20 protein-coding genes and 1 tRNA gene are annotated in these 20,587 nt (G+C 41.8%); 5 read left to right on the forward strand and 16 right to left on the reverse strand.

Features of this window, described 5'->3' with window-relative positions:
- Positions 1 to 109: 109 nt before the first annotated feature.
- The 12 genes from EKM80_RS09450 to EKM80_RS09505 form a co-directional block, all read right to left on the reverse strand.
- Entirely contained in the window at positions 110 to 4,453 is a 4,344-nt protein-coding gene (locus EKM80_RS09450; protein ID WP_125552880.1) for a PolC-type DNA polymerase III, read from the reverse strand.
- A gap of 292 nt (positions 4,454 to 4,745) precedes the next feature.
- Entirely contained in the window at positions 4,746 to 6,446 is a 1,701-nt protein-coding gene (locus EKM80_RS09455) for a proline--tRNA ligase (protein WP_125552881.1), read from the reverse strand.
- A 79-nt stretch (positions 6,447 to 6,525) separates the two neighbouring features.
- The gene (gene rseP / locus EKM80_RS09460) at positions 6,526 to 7,800 is read right to left on the reverse strand and encodes an RIP metalloprotease RseP (RefSeq protein WP_125552882.1); all 1,275 of its coding nucleotides are present in this window, start codon (positions 7,798 to 7,800) and stop codon (positions 6,526 to 6,528) included.
- Between the two features lie 34 nt (positions 7,801 to 7,834).
- Positions 7,835 to 8,617: a phosphatidate cytidylyltransferase gene (locus EKM80_RS09465; protein WP_125552883.1), complete on the reverse strand. Its 783-nt coding sequence runs from the start codon at positions 8,615 to 8,617 to the stop codon at positions 7,835 to 7,837.
- A gap of 65 nt (positions 8,618 to 8,682) precedes the next feature.
- Positions 8,683 to 9,447 (reverse strand): isoprenyl transferase, encoded by a 765-nt coding sequence (locus EKM80_RS09470; protein WP_125552884.1) that lies wholly within the window; start codon positions 9,445 to 9,447, stop codon positions 8,683 to 8,685.
- A 191-nt stretch (positions 9,448 to 9,638) separates the two neighbouring features.
- Positions 9,639 to 10,199 carry a ribosome recycling factor gene (gene frr / locus EKM80_RS09475; protein ID WP_125552885.1) on the reverse strand — a complete coding sequence of 187 codons (561 nt, stop codon included), beginning with the start codon at positions 10,197 to 10,199 and terminating at the stop codon, positions 9,639 to 9,641.
- Position 10,200: 1 nt separating this feature from the next.
- On the reverse strand, positions 10,201 to 10,926 hold the full coding sequence (gene pyrH / locus EKM80_RS09480) for a UMP kinase (RefSeq protein WP_125552886.1): 726 nt from the start codon (positions 10,924 to 10,926) through the stop codon (positions 10,201 to 10,203).
- Positions 10,927 to 11,065: 139 nt separating this feature from the next.
- Positions 11,066 to 11,950 (reverse strand): translation elongation factor Ts, encoded by an 885-nt coding sequence (gene tsf / locus EKM80_RS09485; RefSeq protein ID WP_125552887.1) that lies wholly within the window; start codon positions 11,948 to 11,950, stop codon positions 11,066 to 11,068.
- A gap of 211 nt (positions 11,951 to 12,161) precedes the next feature.
- Positions 12,162 to 12,989 carry a 30S ribosomal protein S2 gene (gene rpsB / locus EKM80_RS09490; RefSeq protein WP_125552888.1) on the reverse strand — a complete coding sequence of 276 codons (828 nt, stop codon included), beginning with the start codon at positions 12,987 to 12,989 and terminating at the stop codon, positions 12,162 to 12,164.
- A gap of 226 nt (positions 12,990 to 13,215) precedes the next feature.
- Entirely contained in the window at positions 13,216 to 14,208 is a 993-nt protein-coding gene (locus tag EKM80_RS09495; RefSeq protein WP_125552889.1) for a D-2-hydroxyacid dehydrogenase, read from the reverse strand.
- Between the two features lie 88 nt (positions 14,209 to 14,296).
- Positions 14,297 to 14,581 carry a GIY-YIG nuclease family protein gene (locus EKM80_RS09500; RefSeq protein WP_125552890.1) on the reverse strand — a complete coding sequence of 95 codons (285 nt, stop codon included), beginning with the start codon at positions 14,579 to 14,581 and terminating at the stop codon, positions 14,297 to 14,299.
- Positions 14,568 to 15,305: a tRNA1(Val) (adenine(37)-N6)-methyltransferase gene (locus EKM80_RS09505; protein WP_125552891.1), complete on the reverse strand. Its 738-nt coding sequence runs from the start codon at positions 15,303 to 15,305 to the stop codon at positions 14,568 to 14,570. The genes EKM80_RS09500 and EKM80_RS09505 overlap by 14 nt, the downstream gene beginning before the upstream one ends.
- A 147-nt stretch (positions 15,306 to 15,452) precedes the next feature.
- Between EKM80_RS09505 and EKM80_RS09510 the strand changes: the two genes are divergently transcribed.
- The gene (locus tag EKM80_RS09510) at positions 15,453 to 16,079 is read left to right on the forward strand and encodes a lysophospholipid acyltransferase family protein (RefSeq protein ID WP_125552892.1); all 627 of its coding nucleotides are present in this window, start codon (positions 15,453 to 15,455) and stop codon (positions 16,077 to 16,079) included.
- 42 nt (positions 16,080 to 16,121) lie between these two features.
- Here the strand turns inward: EKM80_RS09510 and EKM80_RS09515 are convergent, their stop codons facing one another.
- Positions 16,122 to 16,340: a YneF family protein gene (locus tag EKM80_RS09515; RefSeq protein WP_125552899.1), complete on the reverse strand. Its 219-nt coding sequence runs from the start codon at positions 16,338 to 16,340 to the stop codon at positions 16,122 to 16,124.
- An 84-nt stretch (positions 16,341 to 16,424) separates the two neighbouring features.
- On the reverse strand, positions 16,425 to 16,661 hold the full coding sequence (locus EKM80_RS09520; RefSeq protein ID WP_125552900.1) for a DUF896 domain-containing protein: 237 nt from the start codon (positions 16,659 to 16,661) through the stop codon (positions 16,425 to 16,427).
- A 142-nt stretch (positions 16,662 to 16,803) separates the two neighbouring features.
- Between EKM80_RS09520 and lexA the strand changes: the two genes are divergently transcribed.
- The gene (gene lexA / locus EKM80_RS09525) at positions 16,804 to 17,424 is read left to right on the forward strand and encodes a transcriptional repressor LexA (RefSeq protein WP_125552893.1); all 621 of its coding nucleotides are present in this window, start codon (positions 16,804 to 16,806) and stop codon (positions 17,422 to 17,424) included.
- Positions 17,425 to 17,471: 47 nt separating this feature from the next.
- Here the strand turns inward: lexA and EKM80_RS09530 are convergent, their stop codons facing one another.
- Together EKM80_RS09530 and EKM80_RS09535 are read right to left on the reverse strand one after the other, a co-directional pair.
- Positions 17,472 to 17,660, reverse strand: coding sequence for a hypothetical protein (locus tag EKM80_RS09530; protein WP_125552894.1), 189 nt, complete (start codon positions 17,658 to 17,660; stop codon positions 17,472 to 17,474).
- 292 nt (positions 17,661 to 17,952) lie between these two features.
- Positions 17,953 to 18,717, reverse strand: coding sequence for an alpha/beta hydrolase (locus EKM80_RS09535; RefSeq protein ID WP_125552895.1), 765 nt, complete (start codon positions 18,715 to 18,717; stop codon positions 17,953 to 17,955).
- Between the two features lie 172 nt (positions 18,718 to 18,889).
- Between EKM80_RS09535 and EKM80_RS09540 the strand changes: the two genes are divergently transcribed.
- From EKM80_RS09540 to EKM80_RS09550, 3 genes are all read left to right on the forward strand, one after another.
- Positions 18,890 to 19,327, forward strand: coding sequence for a PAS domain-containing protein (locus EKM80_RS09540; protein ID WP_125552896.1), 438 nt, complete (start codon positions 18,890 to 18,892; stop codon positions 19,325 to 19,327).
- 320 nt (positions 19,328 to 19,647) lie between these two features.
- Positions 19,648 to 19,735 (forward strand) — tRNA-Ser (locus EKM80_RS09545).
- 640 nt (positions 19,736 to 20,375) lie between these two features.
- Positions 20,376 to 20,579 carry a hypothetical protein gene (locus EKM80_RS09550; protein ID WP_125552897.1) on the forward strand — a complete coding sequence of 68 codons (204 nt, stop codon included), beginning with the start codon at positions 20,376 to 20,378 and terminating at the stop codon, positions 20,577 to 20,579.
- The last annotated feature ends 8 nt before the right edge of the window (positions 20,580 to 20,587 follow it).

The following is a 20,587-nucleotide window of genomic DNA, read 5'->3' on the forward strand; positions in this document are numbered from 1 at the left end:
CTGGCTTTATCCAATAAAAAGAGTGAGCATCGCTGCTCACTCGACCAAAGTCTCTAAATACTTTATTATAATACCACAAATTCGGTCGTGACGCAACTTGCACACTGATTTACATCATATCAAACAGTGATAACTGATTCTCATCTGGTAAATCTTCCAAAACACGATTTTCGGTTAAATAATCGATCAATGTTTTTGAGACCTTGCCCCGCTTGCTTAGATCCTCTTTAGACAGAAAAGGTTTTTCTTCACGCGCGGAGACAATTTGCTTAGCCACGTTCATCCCTAAACTAGGAACCGCCCGGAATGGCGCTAACAATGTTTTACCATCATCCTCGATCAAAAATTCAGCAGCATCAGAACGAGTGACGTCAACCATCTCAAAATTGAAACCACGCTCGATCATCTCGTTTGCCAGTTCCAACACAGTCAACAGGTTCTTTTCCTTGGCTGAAGCATCCATCCCTTTGTCAGTGATTTCCTTCATCGCTGCCTTAACCGCATCTTTACCACGGGACATAGCAACCAAATCAAAATCATCCGCCCGAACAGTGAAATACGCGGCGTAATACAAGATGGGGTAATAAACTTTGAAATAGGCCACTCGTAACGCCATCAAAATATACGCAGCAGCATGCGCCTTCGGGAACATATACTTAATTTTTAAACAAGAGTCGATGTACCAATCCGGCACATTATCATTATCGCGCATCGCTTGCTGCCAATCATCAGGGATCCCGCGCCCTTTACGCACGTGTTCCATAATATTAAAGGCCATTGAAGCGTCCATGCCGTAGTGAATTAAATCTAACATAATGTTATCCCGACAACCGATAACGTCTTTTAATGTGACAATGCCTTTTTGAATCAATTCTTCGGCGTTACCTAACCAAACATCGGTCCCATGGGATAGTCCAGAAATTTGTAGTAGTTCTGAGAAAGTCGTTGGATTAGTCTCTTCCAACATCCCACGAACAAAGCGTGTCCCAAATTCAGGAATACCCAGCGTGCCAGTTTTTGATCCAATTTGCTCCGGCGTTACACCTAACACCTCAGTACTAGAAAACAACGACATCACCTTCGGATCCACGGGCGGAATTGATTTAGGCTCAATTCCGGAAAGATCCTGCAGCTTACGGATCATTGTTGGATCATCATGGCCTAAAATATCCATTTTTAAAATATTGTCATGAATTGAATGGAAATCAAAATGACTGGTGCGCCATGACGCGTTTTGATCATCAGCAGGGTACTGAATCGGCGTAAAGTCATAGATATCCATATAATCAGGCACAATTAAAATACCCGCTGGATGCTGGCCAGTAGTCCGCTTAACCCCAGTGGTCCCCTTGGCTAGACGATCAACTTCAGCACCACGGTAAGTAGCGCCAGTATCACGTTCGTACGCCTTAACGTAGCCATAACCAGTTTTGTCAGCTACTGTGCCGATGGTGCCGGCACGGAATACATTATTTTCACCAAATAAAACCTTCATATAGTTATGTGCGATTGGCTGATAGTCACCCGAGAAATTTAAATCAATATCGGGCACTTTATTCCCTGTGAAACCTAAGAACGTTTCAAATGGAATATCGTGGCCATCTTTTTCTAACTCAGCACCACAGTCAGGACATTTCTTATCCGGCAGATCATAACCCGACCCATATTCCCCTTTGGTGTAAAACTCAGAATAATGACAATGAGCGCACCGGTAATGTGGTGGCAGTGCGTTGATCTCGGTGATACCGGCCAAATAAGCGACTAAGCTAGAACCAACTGAACCACGCGAACCAACCAAATAACCATCTTTATTACTTTTTGACACCAATTTTTGGGCAATCAAATAATGGACCGCAAAGCCGTTACCAATAATACTTTTTAATTCTTGCTCAATTCGGTCAGCCACAATTTTCGGTAATTCTTCACCATATAGCTTATAGGCTAAAGTATAGGTCATATTTTTGATATCATCTTCAGCGCCCGGCATTTTAGGCGTATACAACTTGTTTTTAACTGGTGAGATCTCATCGATATCGTCAGCGATTGCATTGGGATTAGTTACCACTAACTGCTTTGCAACATCGTCACCGAGAAATTGAAATGACTTTAGCATTTCATCGGTTGAACGGAAATGAACATCCGGCAAATTAATTCGGTTCAGCGGATTAGCGCCACCTTGCGAATTAATCAAGATTTTGCGGTAAATTTTGTCTTCTGGATTTAGATAATGCGTATCCCCAGTAGCGACTACCGGCTGCTTTAATTCCTCACCAATTTTGACGATATTGCGGATAATATCTTCTAGATCACCATTATTTTTGACCAACTCACGCTCTAATAATGGCGCATAAACTGGCTTAGGCATTACTTCAAGGTAATCATAGAATTTTGCTTTGTCACGTGCTTCGTTGTAGCCTTTTTGCATCATTGCCGTAAAAACTTCACCACTGGAACAGGCCGAACCAACTAAAATACCTTCACGATATTGGTTGACCAAACTCCGTGGCATTCGCGGTAAACGGTAGAAATATTTGATCATTGACAATGAAACTAGTTTAAACAAGTTCTTCAAGCCGGCTTGGGTCTGTGCCAATAAAATTGCGTGGAACGGCCGCGCCTGCTTGTAAGCATCATTTTCACCAACGCGATCATTTAATTGATCAACGTAGTTCATTTGATAATGCTGCTTAGCTTCTTTTAAGAAAATATACAGTAAACGCCCAGTTGATTCGGCATCGGCATTAGCCCGATGATGGTGTTCCAAGCTAACTTTAAACCGTTTGGCCAAAGAATCGAGCTTATGATTTTTGAATTCAGGATGCAACATCCGCGCCAATTCCAAAGTATCGATCACGGGGACATCAATTTGGCCCATCTGATGACGCGTATAGCCCGCATTTAAGAAGCCAACATCAAACGTAACATTATGCCCGACTAAAATCGTCCCCGCATAAAACTCTTTAAACTTGGCAAATGCGGCTTCTTCCGTATTGGCGCCGCGCACCATCTCATCGGTAATACTCGTTAAATTAATTGTCGTATCCGATAGCGGATGCACCGGGTCGATAAATTCTTCAAATTCAGCAATGACTTCACCGTGCTTCATTTTAACCGCAGCTAATTCAATAACTGAATCGTAAACCGCCGATAAACCAGTAGTTTCGGTATCAAAAACCACATACTCGGTGTCGTCATTTAGTGGTGTGTGGTCTAGATTATAGGCAATTGGCACCCCATCATCGACAATATTAGCCTCGACCCCGTATAAAATTTTAACGCCATTTTTATTACCTGCGGCATGTGCTTCAGGAAAAGCCTGCAGCGCCGCGTGATCAGTAATAGCAATTGCTTTTTGGCCCCATTTAGCCGCTTGGGCCACATAATCAGAAATACTATTGGTAGCGTCCATTTGGCTCATGTTGGAATGCAAATGTAACTCAACCCGTTTTTGGCCTTCTGGTGCAGTATCTTGGCGGGCAGCGTGTTTAACTTCTTGCATATCGCGGGCATTGACTACTAAATCACGCATGAAGTTATCCTCTTGCACGCTACCTTTGACCTTGACCCAGATTCCTTTTTTCATAGCCGCAAAAATGGCTTCGTCCTCATCGCCGCGTGAGAATTTTTTGACTGTAAACGATGACGTGTAGTCGGTCATTTTAAAGATCAATAATTGCCGTTTTGAACGTAAAACTCGAATTTCTAAATCAAAAACATAGCCTTCGATCACCAGCGAATTTTCTTCTTCTTGAATATCGATCATCCGCCGCACTGGCTCGTTAGGATTAATACTGCGGCCCATGGTGATTGGCCCAGTAATTGTTTTTTCACTGGACTGCTGCCGTTGCTGTGCAGCTTGTTGCAACGAGGCCGCTGCTTGTTGCGCCATGGCAGCGTCCTTTTTCGCCTTAGCTGCTTGGAAAGCCTCAATCTTCGCCTGTGAAGCTGACTCATCGATCATGGCGTGAATTGACAATTTCGGGAAACCAACATCGGTATAAGTGGCTTCAATCGGCCCTAGCGCCTGGGTAGTCAAAAAGTTTTTAACAATTTCATTATCCGCCAATAACATCACCCGGCCATCGTCCAGATAAGGCTGTTCTTTTTCACATAATTCTTGAATCAACGACGAGGTAATGCCACTGGTTTTCACTACGTAGGTCCAGTAATCCCCTAAATTTTGATCTGTTAATTGCGGTGTCCGCGTTCGAATGGTTAATTTCACCTTGGCAATTGCGCTAAATGCTTGCTGCAAATGCTGGCCGAGATCGATAAATAACGGGTACGGCAAAATATCAGCGAATTCCAAATAGAACTGCCAAACTTGTGAACGTTGATGGACCACCACTTTACTCACTTTAGCAGCATTAAAAAATTGTTCATTTTCAGCAGTGACGTCTAACTTAATTTGTTCGCGCAGTTGATTAAATAATTCTGTTTCACTTAAACTCAACGCAGCCATCCTTCCAAATTAAAACTTAATTAAGAAAAGAGTCGAACGGCGTTGTTTGGCTTAACCCAAACGATGGCGCTACCGTTCCACTCTTATCCACTGTATTTAAGTCGTGTTCGAAAATTAATACTGATCTTCTTGCACAACTAATTTTGCTGAACCGTACTTAGAAAAGCACCGTTCGTGCAACTCAATAACACTTTAGCAAATGCTAGTTGACTGTACTATGAAGTAACCGCCAACCATTTTTTAACATTCACTTTAGTTTAACCTAATTTACTAACAGGTCAACTTACTTCAATAGAATTTTGATAGTATTAACTAATTCTGACATTTGAACCTCAATCGTTTCACCAGTTTTACGTAACTTGATTTCGACGATGCCTTCGCTTGCTTTTTTACCGACCGTGACCCGAACTGGTAAACCAATCAAGTCAGATTCAGCAAATTTAACGCCCGCACGTTCTTTGCGATCATCAACTAAGACACTATAGCCAGCGTCCTCAAGCGTCGTTTCTGCTTCGGCCGCCAGGTTAACTTGGTCCTTATTTTTAACATTAACTGGAATAACGTGAATCGCGTATGGCGCAATGTTTTGCGGCCAAACTAAGCCATTATCATCAGCTTGTTGCTCAGCAATTGCCGTCAATAAGCGGCTAACCCCAATACCATACGAACCCATGATCAAAGGCTGACTACGACCATTTTCATCTAAGAAGGTGGCGTTCATCACTTTAGAATAGCGCGTACCTAATTTGAAGACATGCCCAATTTCAATGCCTTTAGTGAACTTTAAGACGCCTTCACCATCAGGCGAAACTTCGCCTTCCTTGACGAAACGTAGGTCAGCATAAGCTTCTGGCGTGTAATCACGGTCAGCATTAACGTTTAAATAATGGAAACCATCTTCACTGGCACCCATCACCACATTCGCCAAATGCTGCATGCTAAAGTCAGCCAATAACCGAACTTCTTTTGCCAAATTAACTGGACCAAGGGAACCAAAATTAGCGCCCATGTACTTAACCGCGTGTTCATCAGTGGCTAGGTCAAGTTTGTCAGCTTCCAAATAGTTTTTCAGCTTAACTGGATTGATTTCATAATCACCACGAACTAACACTAGAACAGGTTGTTCATCGGCAATGAATAACATACTTTTAGCGGTTTTGGTAACATCAACGTTTAACAGATCAGCAACTTCAGCAATCGTTTTAGCGCCAGGTGTGGCTACTTTTTCTAGGTCGGCTGGGACTTCAGTAACTTTTTTGTTCAAAGTTAAGCTAGTCGCCATATCCAAGTTAGCCGCATAATCCCCCGCATCCGAGTAAACAATCGTATCTTCACCGATGGCAGCTGGCGCAGAAAATTCAACGGAGTCCTTGCCACCCATAGCACCAGCATCCCCGATAATGGCACGATAGTCGAGGCCACAACGATCAAAAATTGTGCGGTAGGCCGTTTCCATTTGGCGGAAAATCTTATCTAAATCAGCAATATTTGCTGTAAAGGAATAGGCATCCTTCATGATAAATTCACGACCGCGTAATAAGCCTGCCCGTGGCCGTTTTTCATCACGATATTTTGGTTGGATTTGATAAAGTACTTGCGGTAACTTCTTATATGAATTCAAGTTATCCCGGACTAGGTCAGTAAATGATTCCTCGTGGGTTGGGCCTAAAATAAAATCACGCTCATGGCGATCTTGGAACTTAAACAGTTCAGGGCCATATGTTGCGTAGCGCCCAGATTCTTGCCACAATTCGGCAGGAATTAATTCTGGCATCAGCATTTCAACCGCGTCGATCTTATCCATTTCTTCTTCAATGATATGATTTATTTTCTGCAAGACTTTATAAGCTAATGGCAAATAACTATAGATACCAGCACTCATTTGCCGAATGTAGCCCGCCCGTAACATCATTTGATGCGACTTAGAATCTGCATCACTTGGGGTTTCTTTTAATGTGGGAATAAAAACTTTTGACTGTTTCACGATGTCTGCTCCTTTTTTACGTCATACTGCGGCCGACAGCCGGGTACCACGTTTACAACTTTTCTAACTATGTTTGAATTTAGCGCATAAAGAACCGCTGAAAATCATTCCAAGTAACCGCAATGATCAACAACAACATTAAGGCAAAACCAACTAAGGTAATGATGCCTTCTTTTTCTGGATCTAGTGGTTTGCGTCGGATGGCTTCAATGATATTCAGTAATAACTTACCACCGTCTAACGCAGGAATCGGCAATAAGTTCATGATTGCAATACTAATTGACAATAGCCCCATCAGATTAAGAATCGTGGTGAAGCCCATTTTAGTCGCTTGTGAGGTCATTGAATACATCGCCACTGGGCCACCAAAATTATTGATATTAAAACCATGAACAAACATACCACCAATCGTGCTTAGTGTATTCGTTAAAATCTGCCAAGTATAGGTAAAACCATAAGCCATTTTGGCACTGACTGAATGATCCTGGGCAACGGCAACACCGATAACGCCAACTTTTTCGCCATTGCTAGTCGTTGCTTTCGGCGTTAGTTTTACGGTACTTGTTTGCCCACTGCGCTTTACGGTCAACTTAATCTGTTTGTTTGGATACTTATTGATTTGTTGCGCAATATCAATAAAGGTTGCCGTCTTCTGGCCGTTAACAGCCGTCACGTGATCACCGCTTTTTAAGCCGGCTTTTTGGGCTACTGAATCAGCTTGAATCGCACCTAATTGATTAGAATCTGAACGCGCCACACCACCTGCGAGAAAAGCCACCAGCATGAAGGTCAAAATACCGAGGATAAAATTGTTCATTACCCCAGCGATATTGATCATCATCCGCCGCAAAATTGACACTGATTGAAATTGAACATCAACCGGCGCAATTTGGACTTCAGTCCCTGTTTTTTCAATGATCGTGGCGTCATGGCTGACCGGATAACGTTTTAGATTATCCTCGTCACCATTTTCATAACCACTAATAAACAGATCTTGCTGCAGGTCACTTTGCGCAACTTCAAACGGAATACCGTCGTTTAACATGACCTTCTGGCTGGCGTTGATCCGCGTTACTTTTTGATCAGCACCTAGCGTCAACGTTACCGGTGTTCCTGGCTGCAGTTCATCGTCTTCGTCATCCTGTAAACCAGCCATACGCACATAACCACCTAAAGGTAATAAGCGTAAGGTATAAGTCGTACCGTTATAACGTTTGGCTAACAATTTGGGGCCCATGCCGATAGAAAATTCACGCACCAAAACCCCGGCCCGTTTGGCAAAGTAGAAATGGCCAAATTCGTGCACGATGACGATCGCACCGAATATTAATATAAATACAATTAAGGTCTCCACACAATTGCCCCTTTCTCAGACTGGCAGTCGGTCACTAAATCAAGGTAAATAAATGAAGGATCGGTAATACAAATAGTAAACTATCAAAGCGATCTAAAATACCACCGTGACCTGGCAGAATCTTACCAGAGTCTTTGACACCATAGTGGCGCTTATACGATGATTCGACTAAATCACCTAACTGTCCGCAAATCGAGAAAATAAACGTAAAGAAAATCATCGTTGGTAGTGAGTATAACTGAATTTCTGGTACGAACGCCACAAAAACGCCGCCAATGATCACTGCGCAAAGTGTCCCACCAATCGAGCCTTCCCAAGTTTTATTGGGACTGACTTGCGGTGCTAACTTGTGTTTACCTAATTTGCGCCCAATTTGATAAGCCCCAATATCAGTAGCCCAAATCGTGAACAAAATATAAAACAGCATCATTAAGCTTTCTTGACGGGCAGCAATGAAATAGTGAAAGCCTAAACCAATATAGACTGCAGCAATTCCGGTTACACCAACATCATCAAAGTTAACGCGATTTTTCGAAAATACCATGTGGACCAACATCAACATGATGACTAAGTAAAATATAAATAAACGGTTAGTTCCAGCTGGTAACCAGGTGTTCGGGACCATGATCACTAATACTGCTATTGCACCAAGTAGCGCCTCAAGTGAAACAATGATTTTTTTGCGCATAATGAAAATTTCCGAAATACCAACTAAACCTAGAACAATCGCCATGATGTCAAAAGTAATTCCGCCGATCAAGACGATGGGGATGAAGATAATTAATGCAATAACTGCAGTTATAACACGTTGTCGCATTCAGGTAACAACTCCTTTTTCAATTAAATAGGTGACGTTCCATAACTAAACGTCTTTTTAAAAGTTCATTTCTTAATGCCACCAAAACGGCGATCACGCTTTTGATAAGCCAAAATAGCGGCTTCCAATTCTTGATCATCAAAATCTGGCCATAGTGCATCGGTGAATACTAATTCGCTGTAAGCAATTTGCCATAATAAAAAATTGGAAATGCGCTCTTCACCACTGGTGCGGATCAACAAATCAGGATCTGCGTATTCGCCCAGTGATGCGGTCATCATCGCAGCGGCGACTTGTTGCTCATCAATGGCTGTCGGATCAAGTTCACCGGCAGCTGCTTGTTGCGCCAATTTTTGCACCGCGGTGACAATTTCGGCACGACTACCATAATTCAGGGCAAAATTAAGCACCATGCCAGTATTTTTTGCAGTTTCGGCCATGGCGTTACGGACAGCCTTTTGCGTTTTAGCTGGTAACTGATCAACGTAACCCATCACATTGACCCGCACGTTTTGTTCAATCAGCTCCGGGACAAACGTATCAAAAAAATCAACTGGCAGCTGCATTAAATAGTTGACCTCATCATCAGGTCGTTTCCAATTTTCAGTTGAGAAAGCGTACAGAGTCAAGACTTTAACACCTAAGTCACTAGCATGTCGAGTCACCCGTTTAACGGTTTCCATACCTTCGCGATGGCCAAATACGCGGGGCCGATGTTTCTTTTGCGCCCAGCGGCCATTACCATCCATAATGATTGCAATGTGGGCAGGAATACGCTGCGAGTCTAGTGTTACCGGCGTGGTTTGCTGTTTTTTTCCAAATGAGAACAAAGATTAGCGCCTGCTTTCTAATTTTCAAACTAACCCTAATTGTATCAAAAAAGCCGCGCACTGACTATTAAATCCCAATTAAATCAGTGACCCACCAACAAAAAAGCCGCGAGCAGTTTGCCGCGGCCATCAATCTGTCACTAAAGTGCATCTAAAAGCTATCATATTTATATTTTTAAAGTAAATAGGTTCTAGTCAGCTAAAATTTCTTTTTCCTTAGCTGCTGCAATTTCGTCTAACTTTTTAGTTGCTGCGTTAGTGATTTTTTGCGTTTCTTCTTCCAATTCATGCAAATCATCTGCCGTTAAGTCGTTGCTCTTTTCGCGCTTGCGCATGTTTTCAATCGCATCACGGCGAACATTACGGACGGCAATTTTAGCCTCTTCCGTTTGCTTTTTAACATCTTTAGCTAATTCTTCGCGCCGTTCTTGCGTCAATTGTGGGATCACCAAACGAATAACTGTCCCATCATTGGCCGGTGACAAGCCTAGATCAGAAGCTAAGATTGCCCGTTCAACTTCTTTCAAGGCTGACTTGTCGTAAGGCGTGATCATTAATACACGTGCTTCTGGAATCGTAATGGTTGCCAATTGGTTAACTGGCGTTGGTGCACCATAATAATCAACAGTAACGCGGTTTAAAATGCTGGCATTAGCGCGGCCGGCACGAATTTGGCCAAGTTCACGTTGAAGTGCTTCTTCAGCTTTAACCATTTTTTGTTGTGCTTCTGTAATTGCTGGATCTTTAGCCATATTATTTTTCCCCTTTGATTGTTGTCCCGATTTGTTCGCCTTCAACAACCCGCTTGATGTTGCCAGATTCGTTTAAATTGAAAACGACCAGCGGAATATCATTGTCCATTGATAATGAACTAGCGGTTGTATCCATAACGTTCAACCCTTTATCAATAATGTCCAAATGTGTTAATTGATCATACTTAGTTGCGCTAGCATCCTTATTAGGATCAGCTGAGTAAACCCCATCAACGTTGTTCTTAGCCATTAAGATAACATCGGCATCGATTTCAGCAGCCCGTAAAGCAGCTGTTGTGTCAGTTGAGAAGTAAGGATTCCCAGTACCGGCAGCAAAAATAACGACGCGATCTTTTTCTAAATGGCGAATTGCCTTACGCCGAATATAAGGTTCTGCGATTTGGCGCATTTCAATTGAAGTTTGCACCCGAGTTGGCACTTCAAGTTGTTCTAAGTTATCTTGTAAAGCTAATGCATTCATTACTGTTGCTAGCATGCCCATGTAGTCGGCTTGTGCCCGTTCCATGCCCATTGCGGCACCTGTTTGGCCACGCCAAATATTACCGCCGCCAACAACGATGGCAATTTGGACACCTAAGGCATAAACTTCCTTGATTTCCTTAGCCACTTTTTTGATCATCGGTGGGTTAATTCCAAAGCCTTTTTCACCAGCAAGTGCTTCGCCACTGACTTTAAGAACCACCCGTTTATACTTGATTTTCGTCATGAATTGCATCCTCCTGCTTCACCATTAATTTATTACATTCTGACTGAAAGAGTTGCCTCTTCTATTTTAGCATATCTAACGCTATTTAACCTTAAAAAAAGGGAGCGCAGGGGTCTGCGTTCCCTAAAATTACGGTAGCTTACTTGTTTAATTCAGCTTGAATTTCGGCAGCAAAGTCTTTTTCAACTTTTTCAATACCTTCGCCAACTTCATAGCGCGCAAAGTTTTCTACCTTGCCACCCTTTGATTTAACGTAATGGTCAACTGTTTGATCAGAATCCTTAACGAATTCTTGATCATCCAAACTGATTTCAGCCAAGAACTTGTTTAAACGACCTTCAACGATCTTTTCAACAATTTTTTCTGGCTTGCCTTCTTGCTTAGCTTCTTCCATTAATTTAGCTTTTTCAGCATTCATAATGTCAGCTGGAACATCAGCGCGCGAAACATAATGTGGGTTAATTGCAGCAACGTGCATTGCAACATCCTTAGCAGTTTCTTCATCAGCGCCTTCAACAACAGTCAAGGCAGCAATTTTACCACCCATATGACGGTATGAACCAAAATGACCGTCAGCTGTTTTAGTCAATATTTGGAAACGACGGAAGCTGATTTTTTCACCAATTGTTGCCGTCGCATTGATAACTGCTTCAGCAACTGTTTTACCGTCAGCCATTTTAGCGGCATTAGCGGCATCCATATCAGCTGGCTTGTTAGCGGCAATGGTATCAGCAATTGTCTGAACCAAGCTTTGGAAATCTTTGTTGCCAGCGACGAAGTCAGTTTCAGCATTAACTTCAACGATAGCAGCAACGTTACCATTAACGGCAACATCAGCTAAACCTTCAGCGGCAATACGGCCACTCTTCTTGGCAGCTGTTTTAACACCTTTTTCACGTAATGCTTCCATTGCTTTGTCAATGTCACCATCGGCTGCAACTAAAGCTTTCTTAGCTGCCATCATGCCGGCACCAGACTTCTCACGTAATTCCTTAACTTGTGCCGCTGTAATCTTTGTTGCCATTGTGTACAACCTCCTATAGATAATAACTATTTTTCGTTTCAACTAGGTGAAGCTCGTTGCAAAAGCAGCTTATCGACCGTATTTAAAAGGCCATAATCGGAGCGCTTTCCCAACATTTCACAAAAAAAGGGCCGCCTCTTAATTAAGGCTTGCAGATTGTGCCTAACCTTGGAGACAGCCCTAAATCACTCATTTTAAAATTGATTTTATGCTATTTGTTTGCGTTTTTGCCTTCGACAGCTTTTTGTAAATCTTCTAAGCTCTCTTTGCTTGGTGCTTCGCTATCAGCAGCTGCACTTTCAGCTGGAGCAGCACTTTCAGCTGCAGCTTGTTGTTGTGCAGCAACTTCTGCTTCTTCACCTTGACGGCCTTCAACGATTGCGTCAGCCATTTTTGAAGTTAACAGACGAACGGCACGGATTGCATCATCATTTGAAGGGATGATAACATCGATGTCATCAGGATCACTGTTAGTATCAACCATAGCAACGATTGGGATGTTCAATTTTTGTGCTTCTTGAACGGCAATCTTTTCTTTGCGTGGGTCAACGATGAACAAGACATCTGGGATCCGTGGCATATCTTCGATACCGCCTAAGAATTTTTCAAGTTTTTCACGTTGTTTGTTCAACTGAGAAACTTCCTTCTTAGGTAATTTTTCAAAGGTGCCATCTTCGCCCCATTGTTTGATTTCCTTTAAGCGACCGATCCGTTTTTGGATTGTTTGCCAGTTAGTCAAAGTCCCACCTAACCAACGATGGTTAACGTAGTATTGGCCAGCACGAGTTGCTTCTTCAGCAATTGAATCTTGTGCTTGCTTCTTTGTACCAACAAAAAGAACGATCCCGCCATCAGCAGCTGTATTCTTCATGAAGTCATAAGCGTTATCAACTAATTTCAAAGTCTTTTGCAAGTCAATGATGTAGATACCGTTTCTTTCAGTAAAGATATAAGGCTTCATTTTTGGATTCCAACGACGTGTTTGATGGCCGAAATGAACGCCGGCTTCAAGTAATTGTTTCATACTAATAACAGACATATGTGTTTCCTCCTAGGTTTTTTCCTCCCCTGCGGTCAATTAACAAGTGAACTTGCAAGCAAGCACCACGCTTATTATCACGCAAGGTGTGAATTGTGGTGTCTTAAAGCACCGATTAACAGTTTACCGTAAAATCAGTCTGGGTGCAACTACTTTTTTCTAACCGCCGCTGTGAATAAAAAAAGGCCCGCCCCGAAGGACAGACCTTTTAAGTCTAAACGTTAATTTAGAATTTAACTTCGTTACGGCTTTCGCCTTTTTCAAGCATGCTCTTAGCAGAATCTAAGGCAACGTCAACCATGTTACGGACAGCTGTTTCCGTATAGAAAGCAACGTGTGGTGTAACCAAAATGTTACGTTGTGCCATTAATTCAACTAAAGTAGCGTCGGGAACTTTTTTGCCTGTGAAATCAGAGTTGAAGATACCAACTTCGTTTTCATAAACATCAAGTACGGCACCAGCAACTTTACCTGACTTGTAGCCAGCAATTAAGTCTTTGGCGTCAACTAATTCACCGCGGGCAGTGTTAATGATGATAACATTGTCTTTCATCTTAGCGATGGAATCTTTGTTGATCATATGATAGTTTTCTTTAAGGCCAGGAACATGCAACGTGATAACATCAGCTTGGGCGTATAATTCGTCCAAAGTGTCAACGTACATACCTTCAGCTTCAAGTTCAGGGTTACGGAATACATCGTAACCAATAACTTTAGCGCCAAAACCTTTATAGATATTGATGCCGGCACGGCCGATACGACCTGTACCAACGACACCAACAGTCATAGTGTGCAATTCGCGGGCAATATCTGGTTCCCAAGTAAAGTCGCCTTTAGCGAGCTTGTCGTTGAAATCAGGTGTCCGGCGAAGTAATTGCATTAAACCAGTGACAGCTAATTCAGCAATAGCACTTGGTGAGTAACTTGGTACGTTAGTGATCCGTACGCCATTTGCTTTAGCAACATCAGTAGGAATGTTATCGACCCCAACGTTACGGATCGATAAGTCTTTGATACCAAATTCTTTCATGGTAGTAAAGATTTCTTTGTCATAAGGCAATTGTTGATAAGCAATGATTGCGTCATAGCCCTTAGCTAATTTAACTGTTTCTTTATTTAATAAATCAGCAACTAGCTTGACTTCCATCTTATTTTCTTTTGACCAGTTACGTGCGTAACCTTCTTCGTCTTTACGTACACCATAAACAATAAACTTCATAATTTGTGATTGCTCCCTTCATAGTCCTTTTACATTATAAGCATTTACTGAAAATAGGTAAAGCTTAATTTGCTGATTTCAGAAAATTTTATCGTAACCTCACTTTAACGCCATGTTCTTGTAAGAATTCTAGCTTATCTTCACGCGGTTGATGCTTAAAGTGCCACTCTGCTTGTAGTGCCGCGGTTTTAGTGCTGAATTCTTCGTGAAAAAGCAATTCTACTGGCCGCCTTGTTTTCGGCTTCGTATATTTGGCTCCTTTAGCGGCGTTATGCGTTGCAACGCGCTTTTCAACGTCAGTCGTAAAGCCGCCGTACAACGTGTTATCCGCACAGAGTAAAACATAAAAATAATATTTTTTAATCACTGCCATAAAGTAATCGCCTGACTTCTGGTAAATAATGGTTGTTTTGATCGTAAACGGTAATCGGTGGCAAAAACCGCTGGCCACCGGGGCGCCCATCCTTGATCAATTCAATCAGTACCATGTTGGCTTCACAATCAGCTTTAGGGTGAATAAATCGGACACGCTTAGTTTCCAGGCGCCACGCTGCTGCTTTAGTCACAAACTCATTAAAGCGATCTGGCCGATAAACAAAAAAAGCTTTGCCATTCATTTTCAGTAAGCCACTGGTTATTTTCAAAATTTCTTCCAATGAAGTGGCAATTTCGTGGCGGGCAATTGCCAAATAGGGATTCGGATTTTTCTTACTGGTCGCTAATGGCGGAAAATACGGTGGATTACAGGTCACTACATCAACGCTATCTTTGGCAATTTTGGTAAAGGTATCCTTCAGATCCATTTGATAAACACTGATTTGTGCCGTCAACTGATTTAACGCGACTGAACGCTGTGCCATGTCAGCTAAACGAGGCTGTAGCTCGATCGCGGCAATTGGGCCTGTTGTTTTGCCGCTAAGAAATAGGCTGACCGCCCCGTTACCAGCACACAAATCAACTGTCTTACTATGCGCTTTGATCACCGCAAAATCCGCCAATAATACGGCATCAAGTGAAAAGGAAAAAACACTTGGGCTTTGGATAATCTGAATAGTTTGACTATAAAGTTGATCGATCCGTTCATCGGCTTTTAACACAATTCTTCGTCTCCCTATAAAAAAGCGATCATTCTGCTGCACAATTATTCGTCCTGAACCAGATTACCCAAACAACGATGAAAAAACAAGTCAATTTGCAAATTTTTGGTATAATATAAGAAATTATCCACGGAAAGGACCCAAGTTATGTTTTATACTTTTATTCGCGCCATTGTACGTGGGCTGGTTTGGCTAATCAACGGCAACGCCCATTATGAAAATAAAACTGTTCTACCAAAAGAGGGATCGTATATTTTAGTTGGTCCGCACCGTACCTGGTTTGATCCAATTTATTACGCCTTGGCTGGCAGTCCAAAAAAGTTTTCATTTATGGCTAAGGAAGAATTATTCAAAAATCCAATCATTCGTTTCATCTTAGTGCACGCCAACGCCTTTCCAGTTAATCGCGCCCATCCCGGCCCCTCAGCAATCAAAACGCCGGTTAAACTTTTGAAAAAGGGTGAATTGGCGTTGATCATGTTTCCCTCGGGTACCCGCCATTCAGCTGAGCTAAAAGGTGGCGCGTTGGTTATTGCCCGTATGAGCGGCGTGCCTTTAGTCCCAACTGTTTATCAAGGACCATTAACTTTTAAACGCTTATTCACCCGCAAACGAATTACTGTTCGTTTTGGTGACCCAATCTACATTGATCGTAAACAAAAAATGGATAAAGATGGTATGGCAGCGATCGATGACCAAATGCAAACAGCTTTTAAAAAGTTAGATATTGAAATCGATCCTAACTTTAAATACGTGCCAACACCAAAAAAATAAAAAAGCGACCGCCCCTTTTCATCAAAAAGGACGGTCGTTTTTTTATTTGCCGGATTTACGGGATTGAGCTTTCATTGAAGACATCATTTGGTTTAATTTCTTTTCAGAAGGTTTTTGACCCATTTGCATCATCATTGTCCGCATCATATCTTCAGAAATAGGCGGATTGTCTTGCAAATATTTCTTCATATATTGGCGAGCGCCAAAGAAACCACCGATAACGCCCAGCGCAGCACCGATAACAAAAATCAGAATATACATTCCCACGTTGTTTTTCCCCTTTCAAAACGATCTCGTTTATTTATTTTACACAATTCACGCCTAAATTAAAAGGTACAGACCAAATTAGTCCTGCCGCCACCCATTCTTGCGTTGAATTTGTTGAACCTTTTTAGGCGTTGTTTCGCGGCCTTTTTTATCAAAAATTTGGGTTTGTTCGATTTGTTGCCGTAAACCCTCACGAAATTCCTTCATATAGGCCTGGCGCAACTGTTTTTGTTCCGCCTGTTCATCAGCATTTAAGCCATTTTCTTTAGCTTTACGGGCCAGTTCATTGATCCGTTTGAGATATTTATTTTCCATCATTGTCGTCACCTTTCATAAATCTAACACTATTTCAACGTAAAATACGATTAAATCAGCCGTTTAAGGCCGAACGTTTGTTTGAAATACCTAATTGAATATGCTACACTAAAACTAATAAAATATGACTGAGGTGTCAACCATGATTAAACCGCATGAACCCAAACAACTAGAAGTCTTACGTTTCATTCACGAACGTGTGACTGAGAAAGGATATCCGCCAACGGTGCGCGAAATTGGCGCTGCGGTTTCCTTATCATCAACGTCGACCGTTCATGGCCATATCGCCCGTTTAGAGAAAAAAGGCTGGTTAGAAAAAGATCCAACGAAACCACGAGCTATTGAGCTAACCGATGCTGGCCTTAAAGTTTTAGGTGTTGCCCCAGAACGGATTCCTGTTTTAGGCACCGTAACTGCTGGCGAGCCGATTCTAGCCGTTGAAGAAGCAACTGATTTCTTTCCCATTCCACCTGATCTCGATGACACAGAACAAGACCTATTCATGCTGACGATTCGCGGCGAAAGTATGATCAATGCCGGTATTTTAGACGGCGATCATGTCATCGTGCGTAAGCAAGCTTCTGCTGATAATGGTGATATTGTGATTGCGATGACGACAGAAAATGAAGCCACTTGTAAGCGGCTCTTCCGTGAAAAGGATCATATTCGGCTACAGCCAGAAAATGACACCTTTGCACCAATCATTTTACAACAAGTCACGATTCTTGGTAAAGTCGTTGGTTTATACCGTAATCATATGTAATTCGTTTGAGCATTAGCAACTTTCGCTGATGCTCTTTTTTTCGCCGATCACATTAAGGAAATTCGCTGATAGCTATAATAACCAGTAGTCAATGAGTGGCGTTCAAAGGGCGCGGACATTAATATGGCCACCATTTCTTGTGCCCTTTTTTCAGTGTGGTAAGCGCGCAACACTTCAAAGTCTGCCGGATCACCAGCTAAATTCTGATAACAAACCACGTAGATCCATTGATTCATCCCACTCACCTCCCGTTAAATAATTAATTACCAGCCAAATATTGTACCATAACTAATCAGTAAATGATACAGCGTAAATTATTGCACCACCCGCGAACAATAAAATTTGAAAATAGCGACTTTGTTTGCAATGAGCAACTGACCAGCAGCCTATTATGTAATTAGCCTGCAACGCGCGGCACCACAAGCTTAGCAACTTAATTGATCTCTACCATGAAAAATGCGACCAAGACATAAGTAAAATTATGTCCTAGCCGCATTCTCCTTTTTGAACAGCAACCTGTTAACCTAGTTATGCCGCTAAATAACGTTTCAAGAACAACAAAATATCAGCTTGGACGGTCGCTAAATAGCCTTTACCATGTTGACTGCCAGGTAATAGCATCGTTTCAACTGGTACTTTCACCTGGGCCAAACGCTGGCTCAATCGCGTAATGCCCGTGATCGGCACAAACTCAGCCAACGAATTAATCAGCAACATCGGGCCGCTGGCAGAACTGACGTGTAAATACGGAGTAGCCGCTGTGGCTTGATCCGCTGCTAAATAGTTTTCAATAAACCATTTGTAGAAGCTATCATTCGTCCCCGTTTGGTTAACTGCAACGCTTGGCTGATCTGGATCAGTGGTGGCTACCTTTTTAGCAACCACCAATGGATGCGTGCTCAACCAATGACTAATATCCAAGATACCCGATAGTGAGACTGCTGGGATGCCATAATTCAGTGCCAATTCTACAGCTAAATTACCGCCGGATGAAGCACCGATTGCCGCAATCGGTAATTTTGGTTCTTTCTGGCACAGCCAATCATATAACGCATTCATATCTTGCAATGGTGCTGGAAAAAGATGTGTCGGGGCCAACCGATAATTAGGCGTAACGACTAAATAACCCTGTTGCGCCAACCATTGACTAACGTCAGCTTCCTTAGCCTTGTCACCTTGAAACCAACCGCCACCGTGAATGGCAATGATTAAACCTTTTGCCGCTTGCTCAGGCTGATACTGATCCAAAGTTAAATCAGTTGCATATTTAATATTTCGCTTAATTGTGACCAATACTTAACTCACCTCGAAAAATAATACTTTCATCATCAATTACAACTAGTCTATCCTTAATATGACCGTTTCTATTTGTACCTAACAATTATTATAGTGCTTTCCCCTATTTAAGTCAGCCCTTTTTCCATGCTAATCTATAGGTAATCACTTATATATGGAGGAATATCACTTGGAACAATCAGAAATCAATTTAGCCAGCGGAAGCTTACGCCTAGAACAATTAAACGCAATTTTTGCCACCATCGATCAAGAATTTGACTTTATCGATGAAAAGGACATTGTCCGTTGGTATTCAAATAGCCCCCAACGCTTATTCAAACGTGAGCCTAAGCACTTAAACCAACACGTACTAGACGTTCATCCCGCGCATAGTGCCGGCCGCGTAAAACAAGTCTTAGCGGAAATGCACAATGGCACCACCGGTAAAGTTGCGATGACCGTCCCAATTCATGGTAAGCAGGTCCACATGGCGTTTTATGCCCTACATAACCCAAGTGGTGACTATATTGGCTGTATCGAAGTCACCGAAGACGTCACAACATACACCAAAACGACTAAATTCGGCAATTTCTTAAAATTACTGAAATTGACCCGTAAATATAAATAAGACGCTGCCGTAACCTGCTGTAAGCCAAGTGTTACGGCAGTTTTTTGTACTAAGCAAACACCATTTCGTTACCCATCATGCCAGTAACATCAACCTTAGCCAGCGCGTAATGCAACCTAGCTGCCGTTATTTTTTGCTGTTAGTGAGCTTCTTTTGACCAGTTGGACTGTCTTAATTTTAGCTTTATTCCTGGTATTTGTCGATTCAATTCTGCTCACTAGAATAAAAATAAATCATTCGCTATTAACTGATCAACTATCCAGCAAACTGAAAAAACACTTTGCAACCAAGCCGTCTTTTGCTATAATGTATCTTGTTGTGGAGAGTTGGCAGAGTGGTAATGCAACGGACTCGAAATCCGTCGAACCGGCTTATACCGGCGCGCAGGTTCAAATCCTGTACTCTCCTTATGAGTATGTTCACGAAAAGTTTTTCAAAATTAGAAAGACCGTTAAACCAGTGTTTAGCGGTCTTTTTGTTTGCTCTGAACCATCACAAAAAGTCATGAAAATAATTAAATTGAGAACCAAATTGAGAACAGCCGATTACTGTTAATCACTGCTATGATAGACTTGTTTGTATGAAGATTTAGCATTCAATAAAAAAATGGGAACGTGAAATTCTAAAACAGCAACCTATACTTTGTGATTGGAATACTATCTCTTCAATTTAACTTTTGTCCCTAGGATCCTTTTCGCCGGTTACAGCTTCCATACCAGCTACAGTGACAATGATTTGGCGGTCGTCAAATTTACGCCATGATCACGAATAGAACGTCCGATGATTGGACATTTCAATCAAAAAAATTTGACGGTTTTGATTAGCAAATAATAATGCAAAATCAGCTTTTTCAAATAATGAACATCCCGTCTTGTAATGAAAATAGTGTGTTTTTAATTGATGCTTTTTTAATTTTATAGCGTAACATAGTATTATGGATTACAAATAAAACTATCTATTGGTCATGCTTAATAACACTAACTAAGGTGTATACAAAGTAGTTATTTGATGAATAAATTTAAGGCAAAAAACATGTGGGGCATATAAAGTGAATGATAAAAATATCAAGGATTCTATATACCGAGAAGTATATAAATTACGCGTTAAAAGATTCGTACTTAATCAAGATTCTGACTTCTTTAAAGTAGCAAATCCTAAAGTATTTTTAAAGGACTATGTTTTAGATTTTGATAATAAAAATAAAGCCCGAATTGTCAACCCAAGTGCAACACTTACTAGAATTAACTTATAATTGGTCTA

Origin of the sequence: Loigolactobacillus jiayinensis, assembly GCF_003946445.1 — a bacterium.
Taxonomy (GTDB): Bacteria; Bacillota; Bacilli; order Lactobacillales; family Lactobacillaceae; genus Loigolactobacillus; species Loigolactobacillus jiayinensis.